We start from the raw sequence: 16009 nt of genomic DNA, 5'->3' as shown, positions 1-16009 counted from the left end.
CCCCCTTCACCCATCAGGATGCCCGTTCACCTGCTGCGGCACGTCACACCGTCACCAGCGGCAGCAAGGCCTCAAGCAACTTGGGGCCCACACCGTCCACCGCGTCAAGCTCCTCCGCGGTCTTGAAGGGACCGTGGTCCGCCCGCCAGTCCACGATCCGCTGTGCGAGCACCGGCCCCACCTTGGGCAGGGTGTCAAGCTCGGCCGCCCCCGCGGTGTTGAGGTTGACCTTCGCACCGCCGGACCCCGGCCCGCCACCGGTGCCCACTGCACCGGCCGGTCCGGCGGACTCCGCCAACGGCGGCGTGGCTTCACCCTGCCGGGGAACATGGATCTTTTGTCCGTCCTCGACGACCAGTGCCAGGTTGAGGCGGTTGAGATCGGCGTCGGGTGTTCCGCCGCCCGTAGCGCCGATGGCCTCATGGACACGGCTCCCTGCCGGCAGGGTCACCACGCCGGGCGCGGCCACCGCACCGGCCACATGGACCACTACCGGGCCGGCGGAGCTTCCCGCAGGCTTAGTCACCTGCGGCAGGGCCTCCGCGACCTCCCCGGCGTCCCCACCGTCCCCGTCCCCGTCCTGGGATCCGCTTTCCGCCGGCGGGCCCGCGCTGATCCCGGCAAGCGGCAGGATCTGCGGACGGCCGGACGCGGCCTGCCACCAGAACACCGCACCGGCGGCGACAGCAAGGACGCCGAGCAGGACCGCAACCCGAAGCCCCAGCCGCCAGCGCAGTGCGGGGGCCAGCCCGGCAGGCCCCCCAACGCCTTCGCCACGCCCGTCTTCAAAGCCCACAGGGTCCGGCAGGGGTTCTTCACTCCCCCGGTATTCGAAGTCCCGCTCCCCTCCCCCGTCCGCCAGGAGCCCCTGCCGCCCTCCCAGGGTTGCCTGCAGGCGGGCCCTGGCATGGCGCGCCGAAGGTCCCGCTGCTCCAGCATCCCGGCGTGACATGGCTTCACGCTAAGGACATCAGCGCACCGGGCAACAGGCCCGAAAGGTGCTATGTGGACAGGCTAGGGAGTCTGGGGTCCGGACGCGCCGGCGGCAGCGTCGCGGCCGACGATAACGGCGAGGACACCCAGACCGGCGTGCGCCGCCAGCACTGCCGGGAGTGAGCTGATCTGCGCCGGCGGACACTGCGGAAGCGCCGCTGCCAGCCTGGCCGCGAGGCCTTCGGCTTCCTCCGGGTTCCCGAAATGGTGTACCGCCAGCCGGACCGCCTGCCCGGGCTGGGCCAGCGCCTCGGCGGCGACGAGCTCCTCCAGCCGGCCTACCGCCCTGGCGGCCGACCGCACCTTCTCAAGAGGTACGATCCTGCCGTTTTCCACCGCAAGGATCGGTTTGATGGCCAGCATCGTGCCCAGCAACGATGCGGCCGGGCCAATCCGGCCGCCGCGGCGGAGCTGCTCCAGGCTCGGAACGTAAAAATAGACCTTGGTCCGGCCGGCCTGGGCCGCCGCGGCGGAAGCAGTACTGACCGCGTCGGCGCCGCCGGCCGCAGCCGCAACACCGGCCTGGACCGCCATGCCCAGCGCCATTCCCACCGTCCGCGAGTCAACCACTTCCACCGGGATTCCCACCCGGGCGGCGGCCAGGCGGGCGGCATCCGCCGTGCCGGAGAGCTCGCCGGAGATGTGGATTGAGACGATCTCTTCGTACCCCAGGCGCAGCGACGCCCGGAAGGCCTGCTCGAACTGTCCGGGCGAGGGGCGGGACGTCTTGACCGGCGTCCCCGCGGCCAGGGCCAACGCGATGGTTTCCAGTATGTCGTCTTCACCCTCGCCGTAGATGTCCGCTCCCACCATGACGGGCATGGGGATCACGGTGAGCAGTCCGTCCGCTTTGAGCCCGTCCGCCCACGGTTGCGGCAGCGCCGCGGCTGAGTCCGTCACCACCGCCGTGCGGACGACGGCGGCACCGGGCCTGGGTGCGGGGCGTAAACCTGACAGGCGGGCCCGGAACCAGGGCCAGCCGGCGGCGGAACTGTCGGGCAAGGGGCCTCCTGGTGTCACTGGCCGGCCACCGGAGTTGTCCGGCGGCCGGGCCCGGCCTGCCTGCTAGGCCGGGACGATGTTGACCAGTTTAGGTGCCCGGACAATAACCGTGCGGATGCCGCGGCCGTCCATTGCGCGCTGGACATTTTCCGAGGCCAGGGCCAGTTCACGGAGTTCGTCCTCGGAAATGTCCGGGGAGACTTCCAGCCTGTCCCGCACCTTGCCCTGGACCTGGACGACGGCGGTGACCGTCGCCTGGACCAGGAGCGCGGGGTCATGGGCCGGCCAGCCGGCGTTGGCCACGGATGCGGGGTGGCCCAGCACGTTCCACATGTCTTCGGCGGTGTAGGGCGCGAAGAGGCTAAGGATGACGGCCACTGCCTCGGCGGCTTCACGGACGGCCGGATCGGCGCCGCCAGCACCGGAGTCGATGGCCTTGCGGGTGGCGTTGACCAGTTCCATCAGCTTGGCCACCACGACATTGAACTTGTTGGCATCCAGCAGTTCGGCGGCGTCCGCGATGGTGCGGTGCGTGACCGAACGCAGCGCCCGGTCCCCGGCGCTGAAGTCGGTGCCGGGATCACTGGAGACATCCTGCGCCAGGCGCCAGGCGCGGGCCAGGAACTTCGCGGAGCCGGACGGGGACACGTCGGCCCAGTCCACGTCGTCCTCCGGCGGGGAGGCGAAGATCATGGTGAGGCGGACGGCGTCCACGCCGTACTTATCCAACTGCTCACCCAGGTCCACGCCGTTGCCCAGCGACTTGCTCATGGCCTTGCCGCCGTTGAGCACCTGGCCCTGGTTCAGGAGGGCGCTGAACGGCTCGTTGGCCTCGATCATTCCGAGGTCGTTGATGACCTTGGTGAAGAAGCGGGCGTACAGCAGGTGCAGGATGGCGTGCTCCACGCCGCCGACGTACTGCCCCACGGGCATCCAGTCGTTGATCTTCTGCGGATCGAACGGGCCCTCGGTGTAGTGCGGCGAGACGAACCGCAGGAAGTACCAGGACGAGTCCACGAAGGTGTCCATGGTGTCGGTGTCGCGCTTGGCAGGTCCGTGGCAGGACGGGCACTCGACACTGACCCAGGCTTCGGCGGCGGCCAGGGGCGAGGTGCCCTTCGGGGCCAGGTCCTCACCGCGCAGGTCCGAGGGCAGCGTGACGGGCAGCTGCTCGTCCGGGACGGGCACCTCCCCGCAGGACAGGCAATGGATGATGGGGATGGGCGTGCCCCAGAACCGCTGCCGGCTCAGGAGCCAGTCGCGGAGCCGGAAGTTCACGAACTTCTCGCCGGTCCCCTGCCGCTCCAGGATGGCGATGGCGGCGGGGATGGCCTCAGCCTTGGGCAGCCCGTCCAGCTCTCCGGAGTTGATCAGGGTGCCCTCGCCGGCGGTGGCGGTGCCGGACACGGCGGGGTCCTCCTCGCCGGTGTCCAGGACCGCGCGTACGGGCAGGTCGAAGGTGCGGGCGAAGTCGAGGTCGCGCTGGTCGTGGGCGGGAACGGCCATGATGGCGCCGGTGCCGTAGTCGGCCAGGACGTAGTCGGCGGCCCAGACGGGCAGCTTTTCCCCGTTCAGCGGGTTGATGGCGTACCGGCCGGTGAAGACACCGGTCTTTTCGCGTTCGGTGGACTGGCGCTCGATCTCCGACAGTGCCTTGACCTGTTCACGGTACTCGTCCAGCGCTGCCGCGTGTTCCTCTGTCACGAGTTCGACGGCGAGCGGCGCGTCAGCGGCCACCACGAAGAAAGTGGCACCGTACAGGGTGTCCGGGCGGGTGGTGAAGACCGTGACCTCCTTGGCGGGCTTGCCGCCGTCGGCCTCGATCACGAAGTTGACGTGGGCACCCTCGGACCGGCCGATCCAGTTCTTCTGCATGGCCAGTACCCGTTCGGGCCAGTGGCCCCGGAGCTGTTCCATGTCGTCGAGCAGCCGGTCGGCGTAATCTGTGATCTTGAAGTACCACTGGTTCAGGGACTTCTTGGTGACAGTGGTGCCGCAGCGCTCGCAGGCGCCGTTGACGACCTGCTCATTGGCCAGGACGGTCTGGTCCTTGGGGCACCAGTTGACCGGCGAGTTCTTCCGGTAAGCCAGGCCGCGCTCGTAGAAGCGCTTGAAGAGCCACTGGGTCCAGCGGTAGTACTCGGGATCCGAGGTGTGCAGCCGGCGGGACCAGTCGGCGGAGATGGCGTAACGCTTGAAGGACGCGGCCTGGGTGTCGATGTTCGCGTACGTCCACTCGCTGGGATGGGCGTTCCGCTTGATTGCGGCGTTCTCCGCCGGCAGGCCGAAGGAGTCCCAGCCGATCGGATGCAGCACGTCATAGCCCTGCTGGCGGAGGTAGCGGGCCACGACGTCGCCCATCGCGAACGCCTCGGCATGGCCCATGTGCAGGTCGCCGGACGGGTAGGGGAACATGTCCAGCACGTACCGCCGCTCCCGCGATCCGTCGTCGACAGGGGTGAAGACCTTCAGGTCCTCCCACACCTGCGGCCACTTGGCCTCCATGGCCGGGAAGCTGTACGTGCCCTCCTCGGGTGCTTCCGCTGCCACTGCTGCTCCGGTCTCTGTCTCCGGCTGAACGCCCACTGCTGCCCTCTTCTGTTCTGTTACGGCACTTGTGCTGCCATAACGGCCTGATCCTCCCGCAGCGGCCCGGGAAATCCTCCCGGACACACAAAAGCCCCTCGCCATGGAGGGGCTGCCGCTCAGCCGTCCGTCATGTCGGACAGCCGGCGGCTAGCTAAGCAGAAGGATCGCACGCATGGAACTACTTTAGCGCACCTGCGGGAGCCGGGGCTGAAGGGGGCTGTACCCGGCCGGTTGCCCGTCACTAGACTGGAGCCGGCCCGTCCGGGCCCCGATCCGGCAGGTGACGCCATGCATAATGCTGCGGAGAAGGCCGCGGGAACGGAAGGCCGCTTTCCCCGGCTTGGCGGGGCAGCCGCCCTCCAGCGGGATGTTGTGGGCGGCAAGGCCGCCGCCCTGGCCCGGCTGCGGAGGGCAGGATTCCCGGTGCCGCCCGGATTCGTGGTGACCCGTGCCGCGTTTGATGACGCCTCGGGGCGCAGCGACTGGTTGCGCCTGTTGCAGGACGCTGCCCGGGCGGCTGGCCCCGGCCCCTATGCCGTCCGCTCCTCCGCCACCGCGGAAGACCTGCCGGGCGCTTCCTACGCCGGCATGTACGAAAGTTACCTCAATGTTGATCCGGCAGGCCTCGATACTGCGGTCGCCCGCTGCTTCCAGTCGGCGGAGGCCGGCAGGGTGCGGGCGTACCAGGAGTCCCGCGGCCAGACGGGCAGCGGGACCATGGCCGTGCTGGTCCAGCAGATGGTGGAGCCCATAGCGGCGGGTGTCGCGTTCTCCGCCAATCCACTGACCGGAGCCCGGGACGAGACTGTCATTTCCGCTGTACCGGGGCTCGCTGAAGGGCTCGTCTCCGGTTCCGAGGGCGGAGAAGGATGGACAGTCCGGAACGGCAGCGCCACGTGCACCCGCGGCGGAGGCGTCCTGACGGCAGAAGGCGCGACGGCGGTGGCGGCCGCGGCGCAAAGAGTCGCCGGGTACTTCGGTGCTCCCCAGGATGTTGAGTGGGCGTTGGACAGGTCCGGCCAAGTCCAGCTTGTGCAGGCGCGGCCGATGACCGCCGTTCCGGAACCGGTGGCCTGGCAGCGGCCGGGAAACGGTGTGTGGATACGCAACTTCCGGCTGGGCGAATGGCTTCCCGAACCGGTCACCCCGCTCTTCATGGACTGGCTGGTGCCATCCCTGGATGCCGCGTACAACCGGGCCGTGGCCCACTCCACCGGTGTCCAGGTGCCGATGAAACACGCAACGGTCAACGGCTGGTACTACGTTGCTCCGCCCACGCCCGGGGTGCTCCCCCACCTGCTGTTTGGCGGGACGCCGCGCTCGCTGCCCTACATCTTCAACTGCGTCGTCCGTCCCATGCTGGACCCGCCCGGTGCCGACCGCGCTGTCCTGCGAAGCCTGGAGCACGAATGGCGGACCGTGTGCCTCCCCGCCTACCGCCGCCTGGCGGAGGGACAGCCGGAGGACGGCGATGCGGCCGGCCTTCCGGACATCATCGGCCAGGTGGAGCAGGTGGTGGACGCGGCGGGCGCCTACCTCTGGTATTTCTCAGTTACCGGCGGCGCCGCCTGGAAGATGGAGATGGCCCTCGCCCGCTTCTGGCGGCGGCATCTGGCCGGCGCTTTGGCGCGCGCGGTCCGTGGGGCATCCGGGGCTGAGGGCTACCAGGTACTGCTCGGCGGGCTGCTCCCGTCCGCCCCGCCCCAGGTGCCCCATGCCGTGTACAGCATTGACTGGTTCCACAGGACGGCGGGTGAGGAGCCGGAAGCGCCGGCGGCGTCGGTCTCCGGCGGACACCACGTTTCCTCCAGTGCCGTGGACCGGCGCCGGGCGGCAGAGGCTGCCTGCCGTCGGATCCTGGCGGGAACCCGCCTCCTGCGCCGTTTCGACACCCTCCTGGCCGTTGCACAGCATTATGCCCTGCTGCGGGAGGAACAGGCCCGCGACTTCACACTGGGCTGGCCGCTGCTGCGCCGGTGCGCTGGGCGAATAGGCACAACCCTGCAGCAGGCCGGAATCATCAGCGACCCGGAGGACGTCTATTTCCTCACCCGGCGGGAGCTTCGGACCGGCGGACCGCCCCGCCACACAGATGTGTCCCGGCGCCGGGATGACTGGCTGCGGCAGCGGAAACTCGACGCGCCGCTCACGTTGGGCACCTTGCCCCTGCTGGGCAACTCATTTGACCGGATAGCCAACAAAGCCCGGACGGAACGCGCCCTTCCCGCCGGTGCTCTGAGCGGGCACCCGGCAAGCCCTGGCCGAGCCCGTGGACAGGTGCGGCTGGTTACGGGTCCGGCCGACTTCGCGGGATTCCGGCCGGGCGAAATCCTGGTGGCCAGGGCAACGGCACCTGCCTGGACTCCGCTCTTCGCCGGCGCCGCCGCCGTCGTCACGGATACGGGCAACCTCGCCGCGCATGCCTCACTGGTGGCGCGGGAGTACGGTATACCGGCCGTAGTGGGCACCGGCAACGCCACCCAGGTCCTGCACACCGGCCAATGGGTCACGGTGGATGGCAGCAAAGGCATTGTGGAAACTGGCGCAGGCTGAGCCCGGGGCCGGTCCCGCTCCGGAAAGGGCTACTTCACATCCTCGTCCACCCAGTCAATGGACTTGGTGACGGCTTTCCGCCAGAGGCGCATCTGCCGGTCCCGCTCAGCCGCGTCGAGCTGCGGCTCCCAGCGCTTGTCCTCCGACCAGTTGGCTGACAGCTCGCCCAGGTCCTTCCAGAACCCAACCGCAAGGCCGGCCGCGTAGGCCGCCCCGAGCGCCGTGGTCTCGATGACCCTGGGACGGATGACGGGGACACCCAGGATGTCCGCCTGGAACTGCATCAGTGCGTCATTGGCCACCATGCCGCCGTCGACCTTGAGCTCAGTGAGGGGAACCCCCGAGTCAGCGTTGACGGCGTCCAGCACCTCGCGGGTCTGGAAGGCGGTGGCTTCCAGCGCGGCACGGGCGATGTGGTTCTTGTTGACGAAGCGGGTCAGGCCCACGATGGCGCCGCGGGCATCCGGGCGCCAGTGGGGGGCGAACAGGCCCGAGAACGCCGGAACGATGTAGACGCCGCCGTTGTCCTTGACGGAGGCCGCCAGGGTTTCCACCTCGGGTGCGCTGCTGATCATGCCCAGGTTGTCGCGCAGCCACTGGATAAGCGACCCGGCGACGGCGATGGACCCTTCGAGGGCGTACTGCGGGGCGGCATCCCCCAGTTTGTAGCCGACCGTGGTGAGGAGCCCATTCCTGGAGTGGACAATCTCCCCGCCGGTATTGAAAATCAGGAAGCAGCCCGTCCCGTACGTGTTCTTTGCGCCGCCGGTTTCGAAGGCCGCCTGGCCGAAGGTGGCCGCCTGCTGGTCTCCGAGGATCCCGGCCACCGGGGTTTCCCGAAGCAGCTGGGAGGTGTGGACGTGGCCGTACACCTCGGAGGAGGACTTGATGCCGGGCATCATGCTGCGCGGCACGCCGAAGATCTTCAGGATGTCCTCGTCCCACCGCAGGGTCTCCAGGTCCATGAACAGCGTGCGGGAGGCGTTGGTGACGTCCGTGGCGTGGACACCGCCGTCCACGCCGCCGGTCAGGTTCCACAGCACCCAGGCGTCAGTGTTGCCGAAGAGCAGGTTGCCGGCTTCGGCACGTTCGCGGGCCCCCGCCACATTGTCCAGGATCCACTTGATCTTGGTGCCCGAGAAGTAGGTGGCCAGCGGCAGGCCGACCTTCTGCTTGAAGCGGTCGCTTCCGCCGTCCCGGGACAGTTCATCCACGATGTCCTGTGTCCGGGTGTCCTGCCACACGATCGCGTTGTAAACCGGCTCACCGGTGGTCTTGTCCCACACCACGGCGGTTTCGCGCTGGTTGGTGATGCCGACGGCGGCAATGTCGTGCCGCGTCAGGTTCGCCTTGGACAGGGCGGAGGCAACGACTTCCCGGGTGTTGTTCCAGATTTCCGCCGGGTCGTGTTCCACCCAGCCCGCCTGCGGGAAGATCTGTTCGTGCTCCATCTGCCCCGAGGAGACAATGCCGCCGGAATGGTCGAAGATGATGGCGCGGGTGCTGGTGGTGCCCTGGTCGATGGCGAGAATGTACTGGTTCATGGATGACGTCCTTGTCGGGTTGGTGGCGGTGGATGGCGGCGGGGTCCCCTTACGCCACCAGGCTGGGCGTTTCCACCCGGTGGAAGCGCTTCAGCACGTCCTGCGCGTGGAGGATTTCCGCTTTCCGGGCTGCTGCATCCCATCCAAGCGGAACAGCGAGCACTTCTGCCACCTCGTTGAGCAGTTCACCCGTGACGAGCCCGCGGAACGCGAGGGAGGTCCGCCGGATGAGGACGTCCACCAGGTGGCCCACCTGCTCGTGGGCGCCCATGAACTCGAGTTCCCGCACGCTCAGCTCGCGGGTGGAGTGCAGCAGCCGGTCCTCGCCGGCGTCGAGGTACTCCATGACCGCCTCCGCGCGCGTGCCGTAGCGGGTCAGGAGCCCGGCGGTGCGGTCCGCGTCCCGGCCGGGGGCCATGTGCGCCTTGATCCACTGCTGGACGCCAGCCTCGTCGGCGGGGAAGCCCGCACCGCCGCCGATGGGCAGCTGGGCCGTGGTCACTTTGCGGCCCTTGCCCAGCTCGGCCAGGACGTCGTCGGCCAGGTGCTCGGCGAGGGCACGGAATGTGGTCCACTTGCCGCCAACCAGGCTCAGGACGACGGCGCCCGTCCCGTCGGCTGCCGGACCGCGGCGCTCGATCCGGTAGTCGCGGGAGACGAAGCCCGGCTGGGTGGCGTCATGCCGGGGCAGGGGCCGCACGCCGGAAAAGGTGTAGACGATCTGTCCGCGGGTCACCGGGACCGAGGGGAACACGTGCCCGATGAGGTCGAAGAAGTAAGAGATTTCCTCGTCGGTGCAGACGGCGTCCTCGGCCATGTTGGCATCCACGTCGGTGGTGCCCACCAGCACGCGGTCACCCATCGGGTAGATCAGGACGATGCGGCCATCCGTGTGCTCGAAGAAGATCTCCCGGCCCCGGCAGGCCTCGAGCAGGGCCGGGTTGTCCAGCACGATGTGCGAGCCCTTGGTGCCGCCCATGAAGGACGAGGCAGAGCCCATCGCCTGGTTGGTCAGGTCAACCCAGGCGCCGGTGGTGTTGACGATGACGTCGGCGGTGAAGTCGAATTCCTCCCCTGTCAGTTCGTCCCGGAGCCGGACGGTGCTCCCCCTGCCGGTTCCGGGGTTGGGCCGGGACGTCACGGACTGCAGTGACACGTAGTTGCTGGCCCGGGCAGTGTCCCCTTGCCCCGGTGCAGTGCCCGTCCGGCCGGCCAGTTCGCCGTCCTGCAGCACGTCGAGGGTGAGCCGCTCGGGATTGTGCACGGACGCGTCGAAGTAGGTGGCCGTGTATTTGATGTCGGGCCGCAACGCGGGGAGCTCCGCCAGAGCACGCTTGCGGTCCAGGAACCGGTGCCGGGGCACTGTGCCGCCGGCCCGCGAAAAGGAATCGTAGAGGCTCAGGCCGAGCTTGATCAGGAAGGCGCCGCGCTCCGTGGGCCTGCCGTGCTGCTTGTGCGTGAGGAAGCGCAGGGGCGCAGCCAGGACGCCGGAGAACGTGCTGAAGATCGGAATGGTGGTCTGCAGCGGCTTGACGTAGTGCGGCGCAATCCGGAGCAGCCTGTTGCGCTCAACTACCGACTCCCGGACCAGGCGGAACTCGCCGTTTTCCAGGTAGCGGATGCCGCCATGGATCATGTGCGATGAAGCGCCGCTGGCACCCTGGCAGTAGTCACCGCGTTCCACGAGTGCCACGTCAACGCCCTGCAGGGCCAGGTCGCGGAATGTGCCCACACCGTTGATGCCGCCACCCACCACCAGCACTTTCGCATGCGGACGCCGCCTCAGGTTGTGCACCGGGCTTCGTTCCGCCCCCGGCTTCGGCGCTTCGGCGGACTGCCGCGGCGCGGATGGATGGACGGTTGGCTCTGTGGCTCCCACAACTACTCCTGGTGACTTTTCCTGATGCGCGGCCGCCGGACGCTGGCGCCGCCGTTCCCAAACCATGGTTGAACTGATGGAAAATGGAGTCAAGCTCAATGCACAAACGTGCAGAACGGATCGCCGATGAACCCCTCCCGGCACGCGGATGCCCTCCGCGCTGCACAGATGTACTACCTGCAGGACCTGACCATGGATGCCATCGCACGGGAACTTAGGACCTCCCGGTCAACGGTTTCCCGGCTTCTTTCCGCTGCCCGCGACTCCGGCCTGGTCCAGGTCCAGATCCGCAACCCCCTGGACACCGGGCCCGAGCTTGAGGGCATGATCCGGCACCGCTACAACGTGGACGTACACGTGGTGCCCGTCCTCGAGACGCTCAATGAAGCCGAAACCCTGGACCGGGTGGCCATCCAGGCAGCCCGGACCATCGGGCCGCTGGTGGACTCCAACACCATCATCGGGGTGGCGTGGGGATCGACCATCAGTGCGGTCAGCCGGCACCTGACCCGGAAAATCACCCATGACAGCGTCATTGTCCAGCTGAACGGGGCCGGCAACATGCACACCACCGGCATTACGTACGCCAGTGACATCATGCGCCGCTTCGGCAGTGCGTACGGGGCCCGGGTGGAGCAGTTCCCGGTGCCCGCCTTTTTCGACCATGCTGCCACCAAGACGGCCATGTGGAATGAACGCAGCGTGCAGCGCATCCTGGCCCTGCAAGCGAAGATGAGCATCGCCATCTTCGGCGTCGGCTCGGTGGATGCCGACTACCCAAGCCACGTCTACTCCGGCGGCTACCTGGACGAGGACGACCTCCACGCGCTGGCCACCTCCGATGTGGTGGGTGACGTTGCCACGGTCTTCTTCCGCGGCGACGGGTCCTCCGACGGCATCGTCCTGAATGAACGCTCCACCGGACCTGCTCTTTCCCAGCTACGGCAGGTGCGGCGCAGGATCTGCGTGGTCTCCGGCGCCTCCAAGATCGACAGCCTGCGGGGAGCCCTGGCAGCAGACCTGGCCACCGACCTGATCCTGGATGAAGCAACCGCGCGGCGGCTGGTGGATTTCGAAGGCCTCGCCACCGCGAGTGGGTAGAGTCGATGCCATGAGAACCTCACCTCGGCTCAGCCTGAACAACGGCGTGCTGGTCAACCAGCTTGGCTTCGGGCTGTACAAGGTGCCCGCTGCCGAGGCCGAAGGGCTCGTTGCGATGGCCCTGGCGGCGGGCTACCGCCACTTCGACACGGCAGCGATGTACGGCAACGAGCTGGGCGTGGCGCGTGGCATCAGCCCCCAGCTCAGCGCGCAGGCGGGCAGCGGAGGTTCAGGTGAGCTCTTTCCGGCCCTGTCCAGGGAGGACATCTTCATCACCACCAAGGTCTGGAACGACCACCACGGCTACGACGCCACGCTCCGGGCTTTCGACGAGTCGATGGTCAACCTGGGGCTGGACTACGTGGACATGTACCTCATCCACTGGCCCTGCCCGCGGCAGGGGCTATACCCGGAGACATACCGGGCACTGGAAACGCTCTACCGGGAAGGCAAGGTGCGCGCCATCGGCGTCAGCAACTTCCAGCCCGCACACCTGGACCGGCTCCTCCAGACGGCCGAGGTGGTTCCGGCCGTCAACCAGATTGAGCTCCACCCCTGGCTGCAGCAGGAGGAACTGCGCAGCAAGCACAAGGAGCTGGGCGTTATGACTGAGGCCTGGAGCCCCCTCGGCAGGGGCCAGGTGCTTGCCGATCCGGTGATCGGGGCGTGCGCGGCAGAACACCGCAGGACTCCCGCCCAGGTGATCCTGCGCTGGCACATGCAGCTTGGCCATGTGGCCATTCCCAAGGCCAGCTCCGAAGCGCGGATCCGGGAGAACCTGGATGTCTTCGGCTTCGAACTCTCCGAGCGGGACATGGCAGCGATCGCGGGGCTCGAGCGCGGACACCGCACCGGTTCCCATCCGGACAACGTCAACTAGGATCCAGTGGCAATGAAAACAACCAGCCCGGGACAGTCCTCCGCGGCCGCCTACATCAGTCCTGACCTCGCCGCCCGCACCACCGCCGCCACCGTGGAGATGGACGGGGCCACGGTGGCCTACTGGACCTCTGAACCCCTGCACGCCACCCCGCACACGCGCACCATCCTGGTCATCCACGGCTTCCGCGGCGACCACTATGGCCTGCTGCGGGTTGCCGACCAGCTTCCCGACATGCGCCTCGTCATGCCCGACCTTCCCGGATTCGGCAGTTCCGGGGCATTCCGGTCCGGCGCGCATTCAGTGGAACGGTACGGCCGGTTCATCTCGGACTTCATGGCGGCACTCGGCCTGCGCCCTGACACTGTCCTGCTGGGCCATTCGTTCGGGTCCATCATCGCTGCACACTTCGTGGCAGCCAATCCGGACGCAGTCAGCCCGCTCATCCTCATCAACCCCATCGCCGCCCCTGCGCTCGAGGGGCCGAAGGGGATCATGACCCGGCTGGCGGTGCTGTACTACCGCCTGGGTGCCCGCCTCCCCGGGCCCCTGGGGCTCGCGCTGCTGCGCAGCCCGCTGATCGTCCGTGTGATGAGCGAAGCCATGGCCAAGACGAAGGACAGCAGCCTCCGCCGCTTCATCCATGGCCAGCACCATGCCCACTTCAGCGCCTTCGCGAACCGGGACAGCCTGCTCGAAGCCTTTACCGCCTCCGTCAACAGCAACGTGGCAGAGGTGGCCGGAAAGCTGCACCTTCCCGTGCTGCTGATTGCCGGGGAAAAGGACGAGATCGCCATGCTGCCGGACCAGCACCGCCTGGCGGCGCTCCTTCCGGACGCGCAGCTCAAGGTGATTCCCGGCGTCGGGCACCTGATCCACTACGAGACGCCCGAGCCGGCCGCCCGCTACATCCGCAGCTTCCTGGAGGACCACCCCGCGTGAAGATCGTCATCGATGCCCGTTTCACCAGGACAGACCACCACGACGGCATCAGCCGCTACGGCGCAAGCCTGATTGCCGCGACGGCGAAAATCGCCGATGTTTCCATGCTGATTTCCGACGTCCGGCAGCTTGCCCTGCTTCCGGATGTCCCCTACACCCTGATCAGCAGCCCGCTGTCCCCCCGGGAGCTGTTCGTGGCGCGCACGGTCAACGCGCTGGGCGCCGACGTGGTGGTGTGCCCCATGCAGACCATGGGCAGCTGGGGGCGGAAATACGGACTGGTCCTGACCCTCCACGACCTCATCTATTACGAGCACCCGGATCCCCCCGGCTTCCTGCCCGCACCCGTCCGCCTGCTGTGGCGGCTCTACCACAAGGCATTCTGGCCGCAGCGGGTGCTCCTCAACCGCGCCGATACGGTGGCCACGGTCAGCCGGACCACGGAAGCGCTCATTGCCAAATACCGCCTGACCCGCCGACCGGTGCGGATCATCAGCAACGCCCCGCAGCCTGAGCTGGACCCCCGGCCCGCAGAGGCCGGCGCGGAGAAGTCGATCGTCTACATGGGTTCCTTCATGCCCTACAAAAATGTGGAGACCATGGTGGCCGGCATGGCGCAGCTTCCCGGCTACACCCTCCATCTGCTCAGCCGGATCACCCCGCAGCGGCGGGCGGAGCTGGAAGCCCTGGTTGCCCCGGATGCCTCCGTGGTCTTCCACAACGGGGTGACTGACGAGGAATACGCGACGCTGCTGCGGACCGCAACGGCCCTGGTGAGCCTTTCCCGCGCCGAAGGCTACGGGCTCCCCCTGGTCGAGGCCATGGCGCTCGGCACTCCCGTTATCGCCAGCGACATTCCCATCTTCCGGGAAGTGGGTGGCGACGCGGCAACGTATGTGGATCCTGCCTCACCGGGGCAGTTTGCCGAGGCGGTGGCCAGGCTCCAGGACCCCGCCACCTGGCAGGCGGTGTCCCGCAGTTCCCTGGCCCGTGCCCGAGAGTTCAGCTGGGATGAATCGGCACGGCAACTGGTGGAGGTGGCCGCCGAGATCGTCAAACGGCGCCGCCGCGGCGGGAAGCGCTAGAGCACGTCCACGCCGTCCAGCCGGAGCTGGACCGGATCCATGGTGCGCTTGGCGGCTGCAGCGGCCCGCGTCACCCGAAGCACCCGGACGACGGCGGCCGCCTGGCCGTAGGTGAAGAACAGCAGCGTCCGGACGTCCTCGGCAGGGCGGCCTGGCGCGGGCGGACCGCTCAACAGCACGTGCGCGGGCCCTGCCGTACGGAGTGCAATCCCGGCCGTGGTGAGTTGGGCTTCCACCGCGCCGGTGTAATGCTCGACGGCGGCCCTGGGCCCCGTAACCGAGGCAATCCGTACAGCCGGGGGCAACTGGAGTTCGGCACGAAGGGACAGTTCCCGCTGTGCATAGCCGGCCGGGTCCCAACGGAGAAGGGCACCGGTGGCGGCGGTGTCCCACGCCGTTACCACCACGAGTCCCCCGGCTGCCGCCGGACGGACCAGCGAGGCGGCATTGAACCAGCGCCGGACTGTGTCCTCACCGGCGCGCAGCGTTTCACGGCGCAACAGCGAGTCACCGTCCAGCAGCAGCGCCGCCGCATAGCCGTCCTCCGCAACAGGTTCCGCCCCGACCGTCGCCACGACGAGGGCCTTGCCGCCGCCCACGGACGCCTTCACCTGGTCGCCGGAGGAGGTCACCACGGTGGTGCCGGGGAACGCGCGGCCAAGTTCCTCCGCGGTGCGGAGCACGCCGGTGGCACCTTTGCGCAGCCGCCGCCCGCCGCAGTGGCCGCACCTCCAGTCAGGAGCGGGCGTGGAACACCAGCGGCACTGTGGCAGGGCGGAGGTGCCGGCCAGCGCCAGCGGCCCCTGGCACGTCCCGCAGCGGGCGGGTTCACGGCAGGTTTCACAGGCAAGCGACGGCGCATAACCGGCGCGCGCAACCTGGACCAGGACCGGGCCGCGTTCCAGGCCCTCCTTGGCGGCGCGCCAGGCGGCGCCGGGCAGGCGGGCCACCGTGGCCAATGGATCCCGTTCCTGTTCAAAGCTGTCTGCGGTATTGACTACCCGGGGCACGGTGCGGCGGACATCCTGCCGGTCCGCCTCCACGGAAAGCACCCACCCGGCTTCCACCAGGCGCTGCACCTCGGTGCTGCGGGAGTGCCCCGCAAGCAGGCAGGCCGCGCCCTCCTGCTCGGCGCGCAGCAGCAGGACCTCCCGCGCATGGGCGTACGGTGCGCGCTGCTCTATGTGGAGGTCGTCGCCGTCGTCCCAGCACACCACCAGGCCAAGGTTCCGGACGGGGGCGAACGCCGCTGACCTGGTGCCGATGGCCACGGTGGCCTGCCCGGCGAGGAGGCGCAGGAAGTTGCGGTAGCGGGGCGTCGGCCCGTCCTCCGCGGTGAGCCGGGCGACGGCGGCCTCCGGCAGCACGGCCTGCAGGGCGTCTTCCAGCCGGGCCAGGTCGCGGTAGTCGGGAACCACCAGGACTGTGCCCCGGCCGGCGG

General features: G+C 68.6%; 11 protein-coding genes. 5 read left to right on the top strand and 6 right to left on the bottom strand.

Going from position 1 to position 16009, the window contains the following annotated elements; all coding sequences use genetic code 11:
• Positions 1-43: 43 nt before the first annotated feature.
• The 3 genes from AC5RT3_RS17220 to leuS all read right to left on the bottom strand — a co-directional run bounded on the left by AC5RT3_RS17220 (position 44) and on the right by leuS (position 4581).
• Positions 44-952, bottom strand: a complete 909-nt coding sequence (locus AC5RT3_RS17220; protein ID WP_494124750.1) for a ComEA family DNA-binding protein — start codon at positions 950-952, stop codon at positions 44-46.
• Between the two features lie 62 nt (positions 953-1014).
• A complete protein-coding gene (locus tag AC5RT3_RS17215; protein ID WP_494124749.1) occupies positions 1015-1995 on the bottom strand; it encodes a DegV family protein in 981 nt (326 codons plus the stop codon).
• A gap of 63 nt (positions 1996-2058) precedes the next feature.
• Positions 2059-4581, bottom strand: a complete 2523-nt coding sequence (leuS, locus tag AC5RT3_RS17210) for a leucine--tRNA ligase (protein WP_494124748.1) — start codon at positions 4579-4581, stop codon at positions 2059-2061.
• Positions 4582-4872: 291 nt separating this feature from the next.
• Between leuS and AC5RT3_RS17205 the strand changes: the two genes are divergently transcribed.
• The gene (locus AC5RT3_RS17205; protein WP_494053656.1) at positions 4873-7137 is read left to right on the top strand and encodes a PEP/pyruvate-binding domain-containing protein; all 2265 of its coding nucleotides are present in this window, start codon (positions 4873-4875) and stop codon (positions 7135-7137) included.
• Between the two features lie 29 nt (positions 7138-7166).
• On the opposite strand, the gene glpK is transcribed toward AC5RT3_RS17205, so the two are convergent.
• Together glpK and AC5RT3_RS17195 are read right to left on the bottom strand one after the other, a co-directional pair.
• Positions 7167-8681, bottom strand: a complete 1515-nt coding sequence (gene glpK / locus AC5RT3_RS17200; RefSeq protein ID WP_494053655.1) for a glycerol kinase GlpK — start codon at positions 8679-8681, stop codon at positions 7167-7169.
• A 49-nt stretch (positions 8682-8730) separates the two neighbouring features.
• Positions 8731-10560: a glycerol-3-phosphate dehydrogenase/oxidase gene (locus AC5RT3_RS17195; RefSeq protein WP_494124747.1), complete on the bottom strand. Its 1830-nt coding sequence runs from the start codon at positions 10558-10560 to the stop codon at positions 8731-8733.
• A gap of 126 nt (positions 10561-10686) precedes the next feature.
• Between AC5RT3_RS17195 and AC5RT3_RS17190 the strand changes: the two genes are divergently transcribed.
• The 4 genes from AC5RT3_RS17190 to AC5RT3_RS17175 are packed head-to-tail and all read left to right on the top strand — an operon-like array spanning position 10687 to position 14568.
• Positions 10687-11661, top strand: coding sequence for a sugar-binding transcriptional regulator (locus AC5RT3_RS17190; RefSeq protein WP_494124746.1), 975 nt, complete (start codon positions 10687-10689; stop codon positions 11659-11661).
• A gap of 10 nt (positions 11662-11671) precedes the next feature.
• Positions 11672-12541 (top strand): aldo/keto reductase, encoded by an 870-nt coding sequence (locus AC5RT3_RS17185; protein WP_494053652.1) that lies wholly within the window; start codon positions 11672-11674, stop codon positions 12539-12541.
• Between the two features lie 12 nt (positions 12542-12553).
• Positions 12554-13483: an alpha/beta fold hydrolase gene (locus AC5RT3_RS17180; protein WP_494053651.1), complete on the top strand. Its 930-nt coding sequence runs from the start codon at positions 12554-12556 to the stop codon at positions 13481-13483.
• On the top strand, positions 13480-14568 hold the full coding sequence (locus AC5RT3_RS17175; RefSeq protein ID WP_494053650.1) for a glycosyltransferase family 4 protein: 1089 nt from the start codon (positions 13480-13482) through the stop codon (positions 14566-14568). Before AC5RT3_RS17180 ends, AC5RT3_RS17175 begins: the two co-directional genes overlap by 4 nt.
• Here the strand turns inward: AC5RT3_RS17175 and AC5RT3_RS17170 are convergent.
• The coding region (locus AC5RT3_RS17170; protein WP_494124745.1) for a primosomal protein N' at positions 14565-16009 on the bottom strand (1445 nt) is incomplete at its 5' end. The genes AC5RT3_RS17175 and AC5RT3_RS17170 overlap by 4 nt on opposite strands.

Source organism: Arthrobacter sp. Y3221159, from assembly GCF_059089885.1.
This window is presented reverse-complemented; position numbering and strand designations above follow the sequence as displayed.

What these genes read in the sequence shown, in the direction of transcription:
- glpK (WP_494053655.1), bottom strand. Translation starts at nt 8,681, where the DNA reads ATGAACCAGTACATTCTCGCCATCGACCAGGGCACCACCAGCACCCGC.
- AC5RT3_RS17190 (WP_494124746.1), top strand. Translation starts at nt 10,687, where the DNA reads ATGAACCCCTCCCGGCACGCGGATGCCCTCCGCGCTGCACAGATGTAC.
- AC5RT3_RS17185 (WP_494053652.1), top strand. Translation starts at nt 11,672, where the DNA reads ATGAGAACCTCACCTCGGCTCAGCCTGAACAACGGCGTGCTGGTCAAC.
- AC5RT3_RS17220 (WP_494124750.1), bottom strand. Translation starts at nt 952, where the DNA reads ATGTCACGCCGGGATGCTGGAGCAGCGGGACCTTCGGCGCGCCATGCC.
- AC5RT3_RS17205 (WP_494053656.1), top strand. Translation starts at nt 4,873, where the DNA reads ATGCATAATGCTGCGGAGAAGGCCGCGGGAACGGAAGGCCGCTTTCCC.
- AC5RT3_RS17180 (WP_494053651.1), top strand. Translation starts at nt 12,554, where the DNA reads ATGAAAACAACCAGCCCGGGACAGTCCTCCGCGGCCGCCTACATCAGT.